The organism is Methylobacterium sp. D53M, assembly GCF_053345625.1.
Window position 1 is genome coordinate 16,247 of sequence record NZ_JBKFAL010000016.1, and the last position, 15,761, is coordinate 32,007.

Annotated in this window: 16 protein-coding genes; 8 read left to right on the plus strand and 8 right to left on the minus strand. The window is 73.1% G+C overall.

Features of this window, described 5'->3' with window-relative positions; all coding sequences use genetic code 11:
* Positions 1-9: 9 nt before the first annotated feature.
* Both ACLBYG_RS20345 and ACLBYG_RS20350 read right to left on the minus strand, forming a co-directional pair.
* The gene (locus ACLBYG_RS20345) at positions 10-1,245 is read right to left on the minus strand and encodes an ABC transporter ATP-binding protein (RefSeq protein ID WP_020091181.1); all 1,236 of its coding nucleotides are present in this window, start codon (positions 1,243-1,245) and stop codon (positions 10-12) included.
* Positions 1,245-2,138 (minus strand): ABC transporter permease, encoded by an 894-nt coding sequence (locus ACLBYG_RS20350; RefSeq protein ID WP_447682742.1) that lies wholly within the window; start codon positions 2,136-2,138, stop codon positions 1,245-1,247. The genes ACLBYG_RS20345 and ACLBYG_RS20350 overlap by 1 nt, the downstream gene beginning before the upstream one ends.
* 305 nt (positions 2,139-2,443) lie before the next feature.
* On the opposite strand from ACLBYG_RS20350, the gene ACLBYG_RS20355 reads away from it, so the two are divergent.
* From ACLBYG_RS20355 to ACLBYG_RS20370, 4 genes are all read left to right on the plus strand, one after another.
* The gene (locus ACLBYG_RS20355; RefSeq protein WP_020091179.1) at positions 2,444-3,511 is read left to right on the plus strand and encodes a glycosyltransferase family 2 protein; all 1,068 of its coding nucleotides are present in this window, start codon (positions 2,444-2,446) and stop codon (positions 3,509-3,511) included.
* 242 nt (positions 3,512-3,753) lie between these two features.
* On the plus strand, positions 3,754-5,265 hold the full coding sequence (gene gpmI / locus ACLBYG_RS20360; protein ID WP_447682743.1) for a 2,3-bisphosphoglycerate-independent phosphoglycerate mutase: 1,512 nt from the start codon (positions 3,754-3,756) through the stop codon (positions 5,263-5,265).
* A gap of 132 nt (positions 5,266-5,397) precedes the next feature.
* A complete protein-coding gene (locus tag ACLBYG_RS20365; RefSeq protein WP_447682612.1) occupies positions 5,398-6,813 on the plus strand; it encodes a lipopolysaccharide biosynthesis protein in 1,416 nt (471 codons plus the stop codon).
* 10 nt (positions 6,814-6,823) lie between these two features.
* The gene (locus tag ACLBYG_RS20370; protein WP_447682613.1) at positions 6,824-8,077 is read left to right on the plus strand and encodes a GNAT family N-acetyltransferase; all 1,254 of its coding nucleotides are present in this window, start codon (positions 6,824-6,826) and stop codon (positions 8,075-8,077) included.
* Here ACLBYG_RS20370 and ACLBYG_RS20375 read toward each other — a convergent pair.
* The 4 genes from ACLBYG_RS20375 to ACLBYG_RS20390 form a co-directional block, all read right to left on the minus strand.
* Positions 8,013-8,369: a hypothetical protein gene (locus ACLBYG_RS20375; protein WP_447682614.1), complete on the minus strand. Its 357-nt coding sequence runs from the start codon at positions 8,367-8,369 to the stop codon at positions 8,013-8,015. The two genes, ACLBYG_RS20370 and ACLBYG_RS20375, sit on opposite strands and share 65 nt — an antisense overlap.
* A gap of 18 nt (positions 8,370-8,387) precedes the next feature.
* Positions 8,388-8,615, minus strand: coding sequence for a hypothetical protein (locus tag ACLBYG_RS20380; protein ID WP_447682615.1), 228 nt, complete (start codon positions 8,613-8,615; stop codon positions 8,388-8,390).
* A 364-nt stretch (positions 8,616-8,979) separates the two neighbouring features.
* Complete coding sequence (locus ACLBYG_RS20385) at positions 8,980-10,407, minus strand: protein adenylyltransferase SelO (protein WP_447682616.1); 1,428 nt, start codon at positions 10,405-10,407, stop codon at positions 8,980-8,982.
* A 193-nt stretch (positions 10,408-10,600) separates the two neighbouring features.
* Complete coding sequence (locus ACLBYG_RS20390; protein WP_331298067.1) at positions 10,601-11,071, minus strand: tRNA (cytidine(34)-2'-O)-methyltransferase; 471 nt, start codon at positions 11,069-11,071, stop codon at positions 10,601-10,603.
* 180 nt (positions 11,072-11,251) lie between these two features.
* Between ACLBYG_RS20390 and ACLBYG_RS20395 the strand changes: the two genes are divergently transcribed.
* Together ACLBYG_RS20395 and ACLBYG_RS20400 are read left to right on the plus strand one after the other, a co-directional pair.
* Complete coding sequence (locus tag ACLBYG_RS20395; protein ID WP_447682617.1) at positions 11,252-11,752, plus strand: PRC-barrel domain-containing protein; 501 nt, start codon at positions 11,252-11,254, stop codon at positions 11,750-11,752.
* Positions 11,753-11,860: 108 nt separating this feature from the next.
* Positions 11,861-12,442: an SCO family protein gene (locus ACLBYG_RS20400; protein WP_447682618.1), complete on the plus strand. Its 582-nt coding sequence runs from the start codon at positions 11,861-11,863 to the stop codon at positions 12,440-12,442.
* Between the two features lie 27 nt (positions 12,443-12,469).
* Here ACLBYG_RS20400 and ACLBYG_RS20405 read toward each other — a convergent pair whose 3' ends face one another.
* Both ACLBYG_RS20405 and ACLBYG_RS20410 read right to left on the minus strand, forming a co-directional pair.
* Complete coding sequence (locus ACLBYG_RS20405; protein WP_020091169.1) at positions 12,470-13,111, minus strand: PilZ domain-containing protein; 642 nt, start codon at positions 13,109-13,111, stop codon at positions 12,470-12,472.
* A 229-nt stretch (positions 13,112-13,340) separates the two neighbouring features.
* Positions 13,341-13,940 carry a PAS domain-containing protein gene (locus ACLBYG_RS20410; RefSeq protein ID WP_020091168.1) on the minus strand — a complete coding sequence of 200 codons (600 nt, stop codon included), beginning with the start codon at positions 13,938-13,940 and terminating at the stop codon, positions 13,341-13,343.
* A gap of 348 nt (positions 13,941-14,288) precedes the next feature.
* On the opposite strand from ACLBYG_RS20410, the gene ACLBYG_RS20415 reads away from it, so the two are divergent.
* Positions 14,289-15,110: a rhomboid family intramembrane serine protease gene (locus ACLBYG_RS20415; protein WP_056526486.1), complete on the plus strand. Its 822-nt coding sequence runs from the start codon at positions 14,289-14,291 to the stop codon at positions 15,108-15,110.
* Positions 15,111-15,261: 151 nt separating this feature from the next.
* Positions 15,262-15,693, plus strand: coding sequence for a CBS domain-containing protein (locus tag ACLBYG_RS20420; RefSeq protein WP_020091165.1), 432 nt, complete (start codon positions 15,262-15,264; stop codon positions 15,691-15,693).
* Positions 15,694-15,761 lie beyond the last annotated feature (68 nt).

Consider the following 15,761-nt stretch of genomic DNA (forward strand, 5'->3'; position numbering starts at 1 on the left):
CTCCGGGCCTCAGCGCTGCGACGCGGCGCCGTTCGTTGTCCAGGTCCCCGCCTCGTGGAAGACGCCGAAGACGTCCGGCGCGAAGACGGGGTGCTCGATGTGGAAGCGGCCGCCGATCTTGGCCGCGAGGAGCCGCTCGAAGCCGCGCTGCCGGACCACCATCGAGACCGTGTAGGTGTCGGCGGTCAGGGTCAGCGGCGGCGTCAGCAGCTCCACCTCGCCCTCGCCCGCGAGGGCGGTCAGGCCGGCGCCGTCCGCCTGGGTGCTGAAATTGCAGCAGAGCAGCTCGTCGGACCGGGTGATCGAGAACAGGACGTGCGGGTCGGCGATCGGCTCGGCGGCGCTGTAGCGGGCCCGGATCCGCATCCGCTCGCCGTGGCGGAACAGCGTCCGCGGCGCGCCGGATTCGTCGGCGATCGTCACGTCGCTGATCCGGACCGGCAGGTCGCCGGTGTCGGGGCGGAACCACGCGGTGTCGGCGAGGTAGCTGTCCCGCTCGTAGTGGGTCAGGCCCTCGTCGGTCGGGCCGTCATAGGCGACGCGGCCGCCCTTGATGTAGATCACGCGCTCGCACATGGTCTTGATGCTGAACATGTTGTGCGAGACCAGCAGGATCGTCGAACCCTTGCCCTGGAGGCGCCGGGCGAAGTCCATGCACTTGCGCTGGAAGGTGTAGTCGCCCACCGCCAGCACCTCGTCGAGGAGCAGGATGTCGGGCTCGAGATGCGCGGCGACCGAGAAGGCCAGCCGGACATACATGCCGCTGGAGTAGCGCTTCACCGGCATGTCGATGAAGTCGCCGATCTCCGAGAAGGCGACGATCGCGTCGAACTTCGCGGCGATCTCCCGACGGTCCATCCCGAGGATCGAGCCGTAGAGGAAGATGTTCTCGCGGCCGGTCAGCTCCCGGTGGAAGCCGGTGCCGACCTCGAGCAGGGCCCCGACCCGGCCCTCGAGGCGGATCCGGCCGGTGGTCGGCGCGGCGATCCGCGACAGGAGCTTGAGGAGCGTGCTCTTGCCGGCGCCGTTGAGGCCGATGATGCCGACATTCTCGCCGTGCCGGATGCCGAAGCTGACCTCCTTCAGCGCCCAGAAGCTCTCCTGCGACGGGCGCGCCGCCGCGCGGCGGGTCACCAGGCCGCGGACGCCCTCGCTGAGCGCGTCGCGCAGCGAGTTCTGGTGCGCGGCCCGGGGGGCGCGCCAGTACTGCTTGCCGATATCCTGAACGCTGATTGCCATCGACATCAGATTACATCCGCGAAGGAGCGCTCCATGCGCTGGAAGAAGATCAGTCCGCTGATGAGCAGGGCGAAGGCGGCCGTGACCGAGACGGCGACCGCGAAGGCGTCGGGCGGCGTGCCGCCCAGGATGGCGAACCGGAACGCCTCGATCAGGCCGACCATCGGGTTGAGCGCGTAGATCCAGCGCACCGAGGCGGGCACGATGCTCGACGCGTAGACGATCGGCGAGGCGTACATCCAGATCTGGATCACGAACGGCAGCGTGTGCTTGATGTCCCGGAAGCGGACGTTGATCGGCCCGAGCCAGAGGCTCACCCCGAGGGCGAGCATCGCCGTCACGATCAGGGTCGGGACGGCCAGCACGAGGTGCCAGTCCGGCACCGCCCCGTACCAGGCCATCAGGGCCAGCAGCACGCCGAGCGCGATGGCGAAGTCGACCATCGGCGAGATTACCGTCGCCAGCGGGATGACCAGCCGCGGGAAGTAGATCTTCCGGATCAGCTCGGCCTCCGCCACGAGGCCGTTGGCGCTGCGCCGCACTGCCTCGGAGAAGTACGTCCACAGGACGACCGCGCTGCCGGCGAAGAGTGCGTAGGGGGCGCCGTCGGTGGGGATCTTGGCGAAGTGGCCGAAGATCACCGTGAAGATCAGGACGGTGAAGAGCGGCTGCGCGATCGCCCAGGAGGCGCCCATGGCGGTCTGCCGGTAGAGCACCTTCAGGTCCCGCAGGATCAGGACGCGCAGCAGGTCGCGATACTGCCAGAGGCCGACCGCGTCGAAGGCGACGATCCGGTCGTCGGGCGCGATCTCGGTCACCCGCAGCGTCGACGGGTCGGTCCGCTGTTCGGTCGGCCCGCGTCCCGACGTGCCGAGGGCAAGCGCATCCAAAGATTTCATCATTCGAGGCGGTCCCGCATGACGCTCTGAGCCCGTGGTCGAGCTCGGGGACCCGGTGCGAATCGGAAGTTGTGCCGCCCGGTCGTCCCGCCGGAACGGGCTATCATCGCGGTGCGGCGGTCCGAATTACACCTTTCGTCGTATCGGTCCGGCCGACTGAAGTGGTGGTTGTGATCAACGACCGTAATCGTAGCCAATCACGACAAATGAGACCTCGGGGGCGCGCCGCACGCGGCGTCGGTCCCCGTCCGGGACGACCGGCCCTCATCGGCCGGCGACCGGGACCAGGTTTCGGGAGAACCGCCATGCAGGACCCCGTGAGCGCCGCCGGCGCTCCGCTCGTGACGATCGCCATGCCGGCCCTGAACGAGGCCGCGCACATCGCCGACGCCATCGCGTCGGTGCTGCCCGACCGGGACGCCATCGCCTGCGAGCTGCTGGTGCTGGACGGCGGCAGTCGCGACGATACCTGCGCGATCGTCGCCGCCCTGAGCGCCCGCGACCCCCGCATCCGGCTCGTCCACAACGAGCGCCGCATCCAGGCGGCGGCGATCAACCTCGCCGCGCGACTGGCGCATCCCGCCTCCGCCTACCTCGTCCGCGCCGATTGCCACGCCGTCTATCCGAAGGGATTCGTGCAGAACCTCGTCGGCACGATGCGCCTGCGCCAAGCTGTCTCTGTGGTCGTGCCGCTCCGGACCGTCGGGGTCACGCCGCTGCAGAGGGCGATCGCGGCGGCGCAGAACAGCCGCCTCGGCAACGGCGGCTCGGCCCACCGGCAGGGCGGCATCTCGGGCTACGTCGCCCACGGCCACCACGCGGCCTTCGACCGGCGCGAGTTCCTGCGGGTCGGCGGCTACGACGAGACCTTCACCCACAACGAGGATGCCGAACTCGACCGGCGGCTCTGCGCGGCGGGCGGGCGGATCTACCTCGCCGCCGAGCTCGCCATCACGTACTTCCCGCGCGCCTGCCTCCGCAGCCTCGCCCGGCAGTACCTCCACTACGGGCGCGGCTGCGCGCGGACCCTCGAGAAGCACGCCAGCCTGCCGCGCGCCCGCCAGATCCTTCCGGCCCTGGTCCTGCTCTACGCCGTCGCGGCCTTGCCGCTGGCGGCCCTGATGCCCGCCCTGCTGATCCCGCTGCTGCTCTATGCCGGGGGCTGCGTCCTGAGCGGCCTCGCCCTGGCACTGAAGGCGCGGGAACCCGTCCTGGTCATGAGCGGCCCGGCGGCCGTGACCATGCACCTGTCCTGGGCGGCGGGGTTCCTGTCCTATCCGGGCTACCGGCGGACGCTGCTCCGGGCCGCCCTGCGAAGGAAGCGCCGCCTGCTCGGCCTCCCGCCGGGATCCGACGCGGCGCGCGTCAACTGACCGCCTGAGGCCCCGCCGGCCGCGCCCCGCCATGTGCGGAGCGCGGCCGGGGCATGTCAGAAGCCCGACGCTCTCTCGCATCCGTCGCCCATTGGCCCTTCGGGGCGGTGGTCTCGCGCGACCAAGGCGATTATCGACGCGCGCAACGATCCGGCCGCGTCAGGGCCCGGAGACCGGCCGCGCGCCGCGCGCGGCAGCCCAGGAGAGTTGTGACCGTGCCCGACAGTACCCCGCGTCCCGTGATGCTCGTGATCCTCGACGGCTGGGGTCTGCGGGACGCGGTGGCCGACAACGCCGTCCACCAGGCCAGGACGCCGGTCTTCGACGGTCTGATGCGGGAGCGCCCCCGGTCGCGGCTGACGACCTTCGGCGCCGATGTCGGCCTGCCCAAGGGGCAGATGGGCAATTCCGAGGTCGGCCACCTCAACATCGGCGCGGGCCGCGTCGTCCTGCAGGACCTGCCGCGGATCGACGCGGCGGTCGCCGACGGCTCCCTCGCCCGGAACCCGGCCCTGGTCCGGTTCATCGAGGCGCTGCGCGCGTCGGGGGGGACCTGCCACCTCGTCGGCCTGCTCTCGCCCGGCGGCGTCCACGCGCACCAGGACCACGCCGTCGCGCTGGCGCGCGCGCTGACGACGGCCGGCATCCCGGTCCGGCTCCACGGCTTCACCGACGGGCGCGACATGCCGCCCCGCTCGGCCGCCACCTGCATCGCCGACGTCGCGGCCGCCCTCCCGAAGGGCGCCCGCATCGCGACGCTGTGCGGCCGCTACTTCGGCATGGATCGCGACCGGCGCTGGGAGCGGGTCCAGACGGCCTACGACGCCCTCACGGAGGCGCGCGGGACCCGGTTCGAGCGGGCCGGGCAGGCGGTCGCCGCGTCCTACGCGCAGGACGTGTCCGACGAGTTCATGCGGCCCGCGATCATCGGCGACTACGCCGGCATGCGGGACGGCGACGGCATCCTGAGCTTCAACTTCCGCGCCGACCGGACCCGGCAGATCCTGGAGGCGCTGCTCGACCCGGCCTTCGCGGGCTTCGAGCGCGCGCGCACGGTCCGCTTCGCCGCCGCCCTGGGGATCGTCCAGTACAGCGTCGAGATCGACGCCTTGGCCGAGACCCTGTTCGGGGCCCTCGACCTGCCCAACGGCCTCGGCGAGACCGTGGCCCGGGCCGGGCGGGCGCAGCTGCGCATGGCCGAGACCGAGAAGTACCCGCACGTCACCTACTTCATGAACGGCGGCCGCGAGGAGCCCTTCGCGGGGCAGGACGCGATCCTCGTGCCCTCGCCGAAGGTCGCGACCTACGACCTGCAGCCGGAGATGTCGGCGCCCGAACTCACCGACCGCGCCGTGGAGGCGATCGGCTCCGGGCGCTACGACCTCATCATCCTGAACTTCGCCAACCCCGACATGGTCGGCCACACCGGCAGCCTCGCGGCCGCCGTGAAGGCGGTGGAGACCGTCGACACCTGCCTCGGCCGCGTCGTCGAGGCGGTGACGGCCCAGGGCGGGGCGCTGCTGGTGACCGCCGACCACGGCAATTGCGAGATGATGCGCGATCCCGAGACCGGCGAGCCGCACACCGCCCACACCCTCAACCCGGTGCCCGCCGCGCTCGTCGGCGTCGACGGCGTGACCCTGGCCGACGGGCGGCTGGCCGACGTGGCGCCGACGCTCCTCGACCTGATGGGACTGGACCAGCCGGCCGAGATGACCGGCACGTCGCTGATCCGCCCGCGGGGCGAGGGCTGAGGGCCGGGGCCGGCGGCACGCCGCCTGCGAAGCCCGGGCTGTCATGCGCGCCGTCCCTGCGTTACCTCCCGCCACGGGCCGGTCTGTCCCAGCGTGGTGCGAGGTCGTGGTGCGTCTGACCGGTTCTAGGACATGATCGCCCGGCACAGCCTGATCTATGTCGGCTCGCGGGGCTTCGCGGCCGCTCTGAACATGGCCTCCGTGGCGGTGTTCACGCGGCTCGCGCCGGTGGAGAGCTACGGCACCTACCTGTACGTCCTGTCCTGGGCGCTGGTGCTCTACGGGGCGACCTGCCAGTGGCCGAAATTCGCGTTCTTCGCCCTCTACGACGAGGCGCGCGAGCCCGCGCAGGTCGGCACCGTGGTGCGGATCCTGGGCGGCACGCTGCTCCTCGCCGGGCTCGGCAGCGCGCTCGCCGTCGCCCTCGGCCTGATGCCGGCACGGATGGCGGCCGCGATCCTGGCGCTGGCCTTCGGGACCACCCTGTTCGAGGGCTCCACCGAGATCGCCCGCACCCGCCTGCGGGCCGGGGCGGTGGCGGCCTCGGTGATGAGCCGCGCCGTCCTGATCCTGGTCCTCGGCAGCCTGGCGCTGCACCTCTCGCAGGATCCCCTGCACCTCGCCTTCGCGGTGGCGGCCGCGAACGCCCTGGCCTCCCTGCCGGCCGCGGCCACGATCGCCCCGATGATGCCCGGCCGCGGCAGCCGCGCGGAGGCGCTGCGGCTGTTCGCCTACGGCTGGCCGCTCGTCCTCTCCTTCGGGACGGCGGCGCTCGCCCAGAGCCTCGACCGGCTGATCATCGCCAAGACGGTGGGGCCGGCGGGGCTCGGCGCCTACGGCGCCCTGGCCGACTTCCTGAAGCAGAGCTTCATCGTGTTCGGCGAGGCGATCGCCCTGTCGCTGATCTCGATCGCCAAGCGCGAGGCGCGGGTGGGCGGGATGGCGGCGGCCTCCGGGGTGCTGCGCGACGCCGCACGGGCCATGACGCTGATCGCGGCCTTCGGGGCCGTGTTCTTCCTGTGCTTCGACGATCTGGTCGTGGCGGTGCTGCTCGGGCCCGACTACCGGGCCGAGGCGCGGGAGCTCGCCCCGGTGCTGATCCTGGCGAGCATCCTGATGATGTTCCGCGCCTACTATTTCGGGCAGGTGATCTACTTCGCCCGCTCCAGCGGCCTGGAGGCGGCCGCCGCGTTCGCGACCCTCGCCACCGTCGCCGCGCTGTCGCTCCTGCTGATCCCGCGCTTCGGCGCCGCCGGGGCGGCCCTCGCCTTCGCGGGCGGCCAGAGCGCGGCCTGCCTTGTGCTGGTGCTCGGCGCCCGCCGGACCGGCACGACGATGCCGCTGCCGCTCGCCGACATGGCCGGCATCGCCGGGATCGCGTTGGCCTGCGGCGCGGTGAATGCCGGCATCGCCCTGGTCCCCGGCGGCCTGTTGCCGCCGGGACAGGCCCTGCGCCTCGTCCTGCTCACCGCCGCCGCCGGGGTGACGGCATGGCGCTACGACGTGCTCGGCTTCGCCGGCGCGATCCGTCACCGTCTCGCGGCCTGACGGTCCCGCGATGGCAGGCCCCGCGTCAGGCACCCCATCGGACACGGCCGCGCTTCCCGGCGGGCTCGTGGCGGCGGTCCGGCCCCTCGACGGGGCGGCGCCCTGGGTCCCGGCCTGGCGGGCCCTGGGTCGGGCGAGCCTGGTGCGCAACCCGTTCTACGAGGCGGGCTACGCCCTGGCGGCCCGCGACGCCTTCGGGGCGGGCGTCCGGCTCCTCCTCGTCGCCGACCGGCCCCCCGAGGCGCCCGGGGCCCGGCTCCTCGCCGCCTGGCCGTTCCGGCCGTCGCGCCGCCGCTGGGGCGTGCCGCTGCCGCTGCTCGTGGGCTGGACCCACGGCTACGACCCGTTCGGGGCGCCGCTCCTCGACGGCGCCGCCCCGGAGGCCGCCCTGGCGGGGCTGCTCGCCGCGCCGGGCGCCCTCGGCCTGCCGCCGCGCCTCCTCCTGCCGAACGCTCCGACCGACGGCCCCCTGCCTGAACTCCTGGCGGCGTGTGGCGGGCGCCGCGCCGCGTACTGGCCGCACGACCGCGGCCTGCTCGACCTGACCGGCCTCGGGCCGGAGGCGCGGGCCTCCTATCTCGGGCACCTCTCCGGGCAGCGCCGCCGCAAGCTCCGCCGCGCCCGCGCGCGCCTCGAGGCGGGGGGGCCCGTGACCTTCGAGATCCTCGCCGCGCCCGAATCCCTCGGCCCCGCCCTCGACGCCCACGTCGCCCTGGAGGCCGCCGGCTGGAAGGGTCAGGCCGGCACGAGCCTGGCGCAGCGGCCGGCGGAGATCGCCTTCCTGCGCGCCGCCCTGGCCGATCTCAGTACCGATCTCAGTACCGATCTCGGGGCCGATCGCGGGGCCGCGGACGGCGTGCGGATCGCGCGCCTGCGCCGGGGCGACCGGCTCCTGGCCTCCCTGATCCTGCCAGTCACCGGCCGGGAGGCCTGGGTGCTGAAGATCGCCAACGACGAGACGCGGCCGGAGACCGCGCCGGGCGTCCAGCTCGTCCACCGGCTGACCGAGGCGGTGGCCGCGGGCGACTGGCCGATCGACCGGATCGATTCCTGCGCGCCGCCGGACTTCGCCCTCGGCACCACCTTCTGGACCGCGCGCCGGCCGATCGCCCATCTGCTGGTGGAGGCGGGCCGCGATCCGCTGTTCCCGGTGGCCCGGATCCTGGAGCGGGCCCGGGAGCGCGTCGCCCGGGCGCGTGTCACCATCCGAAGCGGGCGATCTGCTCCAGCCGCGCCCGCGTCGCCGCCGCGTCGCGGCCCGTGACGGCGATCCGCCCGGACAGGTCGTAGCAGGTCGCGCAGAACGGCAGCTGCAGCAGCGTGTACCCGTCGTCCCGCGCCCGGGCGACGGAGGCGATGAGGCAGGGCAGGACCGGCTCGTCGGGCGGCCCGGCGAGGCAGTCGGCCCGGGGGCTGCCGAAGGCCGGGCGGTTCGGCCAGGTCAGCAGGAGCGTGGTCCCGCCCCGGCGGTCCGGGGCCGGCAGCAGGGTGTAGCTGCGCAGGAACAGCGCGCAGGCCGCGAGGACGAGGGCCGGTAGGATCAGGGCTGTGCGCATCGGCGGTGTCCTCGCGCCTCAATCCCCCGCGTCGAAGCGCGTCCGATAGAACACCTCGCGGCCGGCGCCGTCGATCACCCGGACCGCCTCGGCCGGCTCGCCCGAGCGCTGCGGCACCCGGGCGCGGGCGAACAGCCGCAGGGCCCGCTCCTGCGCGCTCTCCAGGCTGCTGACCCGCACGGAGATCCGCGTCTGGATCTCGTCCGGCTCCGGTCCGAGGACTTCGATGTGGAAGGTCTCGCGCACGGGTATCCGCCTGATCGAGGGATCTTCAGCGCCGGATATCGGGATCCGGCCGCCGGCCGCCATAGCATGTTCCGGCCGGGTCTCGGGTCCGGCGCCGCGCGGCGAGCCCGGGACGACGCGCCGCGGGCTCGATCTCGGCACGAAGTCCAATTGCCCCGCGGCCCGCCTCGGCACTAAGAGGGCCGCTCCGCCCGAGGAGACATCACCGGAGGAACCCCGTGGACCCGCTCAAGGCCGCCGCCGCGACGCTTCTCTGCCTCGCCCTGTTCTGGCTGGCCTTCCGGCTGACCCGGCGCCTGGTCGATCTCGCCATCGCGGGGGGCTACGCCGAGGAGCGCCGTCGGCTCGCCGAGGAGGAGGCCGCTCAGGCCGAGGCGGGCGCCGTCCCGCAGGCCTCGGCCATCCGGGCCACTCCCGCGAGCTTGGCCTCGAACAGGGACCAGTCATCCGCCGCGGCGATCGGCGCCCACAACGCCTCCACCTCGTCGATCAGGAGCGTGCAGGGCGCCTCCGCGAAATAGGGATGGTCGAGCCGCGCGCCCGGGGCGGGCGCGAGCGGCTCCAGCGCGGCCCGCACCGGCGCGAAGGCCTCGTGCGCGTAGTGGCCGGCGGACGGCCCGGCCTGCGCGCGGGTCGCGCTCGCGAGGCCGCCGTACCAGTCGAAGAAGAACCGCTCGAAGGGCGCCCGCGTCTCCGCGAGGAACTGCCAGACCGCCGAGACCAGCCGGTCGGTCTCCGGCCGCGGCGCCGGGGCGAGGCCGAGCCGGCGGAACAGGGCCTCGGCGAACGCCTCCTGCAGGGCCGGCCCGAATCCGGAGAGCGCCGCTTCCAAGCGCGCCTGGGGCGCCAGCACCAGCAGGCAGTCGGCGAGCCGGGCGAGGTTCCAGAACAGCGCCTCCGGCTGGCGGCCGAAGCTGTAGAGCCCGGTCTCGTCGAAGTAGGCGGCCGTGAAGTCCGGATCGTAATGCGGCAGGAAGCGCCAGGGCCCGTAATCGAAGCTCTCGCCGGTGACGTTGATGTTGTCGCTGTTGAGGACCCCGTGGACGAAGCCGGCCGCTGCCCACTGCGCGCCCATCCGGGCGACCCGGGCGACCACGTCCTCCAGAAAGGCGACGCCGCGATCCTCCACGCCGTCGCGCCAGAGCTCCGGCCGGTGGGTCCCGATCGTGTGGTCGAGGAGCCGGGCGATGTTGTCCGGCTCGCCGAGCGCCAGGAAGCGCTGGAAGCTGCCGATGCGGATGTGGCCGTGGGACAGGCGCACCAGCACCGAGGCGCGTGCCGGCGAGGGCTCGTCGCCGCGCACGAGGTCCTCGCCGGTCTCGATCAGACTGAAGCTCTTCGAGGTGTAGACGCCCTGCGCCTCCAGGAGGGCGGTGGCCAGCACCTCGCGCACGCCGCCCTTGAGGGTGAGCCGCCCGTCGGCGCCGCGCGACCAGGGCGTCGTGCCGCTCCCCTTGGTGCCGAGGTCGAGGAGGCGCCCGTCCAGGCGGTCGTGCAGCTGCGCGAAGAGGAAGCCGCGCCCGTCGCCCAGGTCCGGATTGTAGGCGCGGAACTGATGGCCGTGGTAGCGCAGGGCCAGCGGCGTCTCGAAGCTGCCCGGCAGGGGCTCGAACCGGCCGAAATGGGCGATCCACGTCGCCTCGGACAGGCCGCCCAGTCCGACCCGCTTCGCCCAAGTCTGGTTGCGGTAGCGCAGGATCGTCCGCGGGAACCGGGCCGGCGTCACCGGATCGAAGAAGGCGGGGCCCAGATCGGCGTGGCGCCGGGAGGGCGTGAAGGCGGTGTCGTCCATGCGGCGGCGCGTCTCTCCGGTCGGAAGGTGGGCCTCATCCTACCAAGCCGGCGGAACGGGATCCGTTGCGGCTTCCGTCCTTGCGAGCGGAGCGAAGCAACCCAGTGCAGCGGGCCATCGGCCGAGCGTGGCGCCGCCTGGATTGCTTCGCTCCGCTCGCAAAGACGGTGGCCGACCCGAGAGGCCTCACGTCCTAGATGCGTGGTCGGGCCGTCCCGGACACCTGCCGTAGGGCCTCGCCGGCGATCATCGCGGCCGCGACCGCGACATTGAGCGAGCGCAGGCCCGCCCGGATCGGCACCACGATCCGGGCGTCGGCGGCCGCGTGCACCGCCTCCGGAACGCCGGCGGATTCGCGCCCGACCATCAGGCAATCGTCCGGGCGGAAGGCGAAGTCCGTGTAGGGCACGGCGCCCGCCGTGGTCGCGAGGACGAGCCGGATCCCGGCCTCGGCCCGCCACGCCGCGAAGGCCGCGAAGGAGCGGTGCCGGGTGATCGCCACGTGGTCGAGGTAGTCCAGGCCCGAGCGGCGCAGGTGGCGGTCCGAGACGTCGAAGCCCGCGGGCTCCACGATCTCCACCGCCAGCCCGAGGCAGGCGGCCATGCGCAGCATCGTGCCGGTGTTCTGCGGGATATCGGGCTGGTAGAGGGCGAGGCGGAGCATGGCGCCGGCCTTGTGCGGGGCGGAAGGCCCCGCCGTCAAAGGCCCCCGGCGCCGACGCGCAGCCGGCAAACCGCCGGGCCGGCCCCCGCCGGGGCCGAGACCGCGCGGAACTTAAGCCCCGCCAGAACCTTGAGGCGGCGCCACCTCCCTGTGCGGCCCCCGTCTGAAAGACCTGCTCCGATGCGCACCCCGCTCCTCGCCTCGGCCCTCCTGCTGGCCGGCCTCGCCACCGCCTCGGCGCAGACCGACGGCGCCAAGCCAGACGGCGCCGCCGCGACCCCGGTCCCTGGCCAGCCCGCCACCATGGCCGACAGCCTGCGCCCGACCTTCGTGGCCCAGGCCCCCGACGACATGGTCGCCAGCAAGCTGATCGGCTCCAGCGTCGTCAACGGCGCCAACGAGACGATCGGGCAGATCGCCGACTTCGTCCTCGACCAGAAGGGGGCCGTGAAGGCCTGGATCATCGGGGTCGGCGGCTTCCTGGGGATCGGCTCGAAATACGTCGCGGTTGACCCGTCCGTGCTCAAGCTAGACCGCACCGACGGCAAGACCCTCCAGGCGCGGATCGACACGACCAAGGACCAGCTCCGGGCGGCGCCGGAATACGTCTATCTCGGCAAGGAGCCGCCGAAGGGCGCCGCCCCGGCGAGCCCCGCGGGGGATCCGGCCTCGAAGCCGTAGCGGTCGCGCCGGCGCGGCGCCGATCGGTCGGCCGGCGGCACCGCGCCGGCTTGCCTCCGCGCGCCGTTGTGTGCTGTGCCGGCCTCCCCGGAGGTCGGAACCCGTCCCATGCGCCGCGCCCTCGTCCCGCTCCTCGCCTTCTGCCTCGGCCTCATCGGCCTGACCGGGGCGGCGGTGTTCGCGTTCCTGCCCGACAAGGCACCGGTGGGCGTGCCGAGCGTCGGCGGCCCGTTCACGCTGGTGAACCAGGACGGGCGCACCGTCACCGAGCGCGACTTCGCCGGCGCGACGCACCTCGTGTTCTTCGGCTTCACCCACTGCCCGGACGTCTGCCCGACCACCCTGCAGCAGATCTCCGACGTGCTCGCTGCCCTGGGGTCGAAGGGCAAGACGATGCGGGTCGCCTTCGTCACGGTGGATCCCGAGCGGGACGATCCGGCGAGCCTCAAGACCTACCTGTCGAGCTTCGACCCGCGCATCACCGGCCTCACCGGCACGCCCGAGCAGGTCACCGCCACCGAGAAGGCGTACCGGGCCTATGCCCGCAAGGTGCCCGCCAAGGAGGGCGACTACACGATGGAGCACACCGCCCTGGTGTACATCATGGACGCGCAGAACCGCTTCCTCGGCGCCCTCGACCTGACCCGGCCGGCCGACGAGGTCGCCGCGCAGCTCGCCAAGAAGATCTGACCGCCGGCCGGTCCGGCCGCACGCCCGTCAGAGCGTCATCCCGGCGTGGAAGCGGTCGGGGGAGAGCGGCAGCAGGAACTGCACGCCGAAGCCGCCCTCGAAGTAGCGCACCAGCCGGCCCGGCGTGCTGCCCACCGTGACGGCGGCGCCGAGGGGCAGCGGCACCGGGCAGGAGATCGCCACGCCCGACATCGAGATGTCGATGAGGCGCGCCCGGATCTCGCGACCGCCCTCGACGCGCAGGACCACCGCCGTGTTGGTCGGCACGAGGCGCTCGTGCGAGCGTCCCTCCGGCAGCCCCAGCATCTCCCGGTTCGCCAGCCAGGTGAGCTGGGAGGCGAGCTTGTCCCGCTTGCGCGACGTGGCGTTGAGCTGGACCGCGAACCCGTCCGGGCAGGTGCGCGCGACGACGCCCTCGATGCGGCCGATATGCTCCAGGTAGAGCACCACGCGCTCGCCGACCGCGCCCTTGACCGCGCAGGTCAGCCGCACGCCGCCCGGCGACATGTCCACGGTCTGGCAGGGATATTCCCGGCGATCGGCCAGCATGTAGCGGCCGAGCACGGCGACCCGCACGCGCTGGTGGCGGCGCTGGTCGGCGGCACCGCGCGCCGGCTCGGCGGCGAGGCCGCGCAGATCAGTTCCAGCGGTGGCCTCGACCGCGATCATTCCGAGATTGGTCCTGCGCCGGAGAATGGCCGGTGCAGACTAGGCACGGACAGTTACGAAACCCTTTTTTCCTGCTTCGGGATCGATCGGCCTTGTAGAAACATCCATTGTCGAGCCCTGCCGCGTCGTGCGCGATCGACTTGCGCGCCGAAGCTTTCCTCGGGTGCGCGCGCTCATTCGATCGAACTGGCCGTCCCGGACCGGGCGTAACCTTGATCGAATACGGTTCTCAGGCGCGCCCGCCGGCGTGGACGAGGAGGTGGCCGTGGCGCACCGGCCCGGGGTAGCCCGCGCTCGTGCGCACGGCGGTGCGGGCGGGCGGGACCGGCTCGGTCCGGCGGCTGGGCAGGATGCGCAGGGAGGTGGTCTCCGCCTCCACCAGCGGGCGCAGGCCGAGCCAGTGCGGCGCGCCGTCGAGGCTGAGGGTGCCGAGGGCGCGGACCTGCGTCCGGCCGCGGTGGCGCAGGGGCAGGAGCAGGAGTTCGAGATCCGCCGCCTCGCCGGCCGCGTTGGTGCCGCGCAGGCCCGCGACGACGCCCAGCGTGTCGCTGGCCACGATCTCGACGATCCGCCAGGGATCCGTCGCCCGGGAGCCCCACAGCTTGGCGAAGGGCTCGCCCTTCAGCTCGCGGCCGTACAGGGCGCAGACCCGGGTCCCCGCGAGCCGGATGCTCGCGGAGCGGCTCGGCATGTCGAGTTCCAGGATCAGGCTGTCGGCGAGGAGGTGCCGGATCTCGCCCGGCTCGATCTCGGCGCGTTCCGGCGCGGCCCGTTCTCCGCGCAGGCGCTCCCAGTAGGCGTGGAGCATGCGGCTGGTGGGATGCTTCATCGGTGTCCCGATTCTCAACGCCTGTGGTTCATCCCCGGATCATTCTGGCACATCCGCGGGGGTGTGACCGGCCGATCCGGGCGTTCACCGCGTCCGGGCGCACGGGCCGTGCCGGCTCCCGCACCCGCGCGCCGCCGGTCCCGCCGGCGCCGCGCGGGGCGGGGGGTAGCGCGTCGTGGCCGGCGACACAATCGTCGCACCCCGCCGGGAGCGCCGCGGCCGTCCGGGACGGATCCGGGGTGGAGACGGGGCAGTGCGCGATACGGACCGCGATCCGACCGGTATTTGCGAGCTTCAATACGTCGCCGGGGCTTGCCCGATCGCGCCGCACCCCGACATGGTGCGGCGATGGACGCCTCCCCCGATTTCCCGCGGCAGAGCCGCGTGCCCGTGTTCAACATGCCGGGCATCGTCACCGCGTCGATCGGGCTGCTCCTGGCGATCCAGGCGGTGCGCGAGTTCCTGCTGCCGGACACCTGGGACATCCGCCTCGTCCTCGACCTCGCGCTGGTCCCGGCGCGCTGGACCCTCTGGTTCGATCCCGGCCGGGCCTCCGAGGTGATCCGCGCCGCCGCCGATCCGGGCGATCCCGGCCTGGAGGCGGCCCGCGAGGCCTTCGCCCGCTACATCGTGGGCGAGCACGCCCTCCAGCCCTGGACGCTCGTCACCTACGGGCTGCTGCACGGCTCGTGGATGCACGTGATCTTCAACAGCGTCTGGCTCGCGGCCTTCGGCGCCCCGGTGGCGCGCCGCTGCGGCGCCCTGCGCTGGTGCGTGCTCGCGCTGGCCGGCACGGCGGCCGGCGGACTTCTCCACATCCTGATCGATCCGCTCAGCGCGGGGCCGCTGGTCGGCGCCTCGGCGGGGATCTCGGCCCTGATGGCCGCCGCCGCCCGGTTCGTGTTCCAGCCGCCTGTCTCGGGCTACGGCGCGCCGGCCTGGCAGGTGCCGCCGCCCCGTCCCGCCGAGACGATCCCGGAGCTGCTGCGCAACCGCACCGCGGTGTCGTTCCTGGTGATCTGGCTGCTGACCAACCTGCTCTTCGGCCTCGTCAGCGTGCCGCTCGTCGGCGAGAACGCCGCCATCGCCTGGGACGCCCATCTCGGTGGCTTCATCGCGGGCTTCTTCCTGTTCCCCCTGGTGGATCCCCGGGAGCCGCGCCGGCACTGAGTCCCTGCCATCGACGCCCGGCACCTTGCCATCCGGCCGGATCGATCACACACTCGCCACAATGTGAACGAGCCGGGCCAACCCGGCCGAGAACGCCATCAGGGCGCCGCGGGCTGACGGCGCACCGGCCGCGTCACACAGGGAGAGAGCCATGACCGTCGCACGCATCCTCGCCGAGAAGGGCAGCTCCGTCGTCACCGTGGGCCCCGACAAGACCCTCGATGAGGTGATCCAGATCCTCGCCGACAAGCGGATCGGCGCCCTCGTGGTCGCCCAAGCCGACGGGACGGTGGCGGGCATCATCTCCGAGCGGGACATCATGCGGGCGCTCGCCCGGCACGGGGGCTCGGCCTTCGACGCGCCGGTCTCGGCCCACATGACCACCGCGGTCACCACCTGCGGCCGGACCACCACGATCGAAGAGGTCATGACCCTCATGACCGACGGGCGCTTCCGCCACGTGCCGGTCTGCGAGGACGGGCGGCTGATCGGCCTGGTCTCGATCGGCGACGTGGTGGCGCGCAAGATCGCCACCGTCGAGGCCGAGCACCAGGCCCTGCGCGACTACATCACGATGGCGTAGGGGCGCCGGCACCGCGCGTTTCCGTCCCTCGCTTCGGGCTGCTTGCCGATCCACCCATCCGCTTTGGC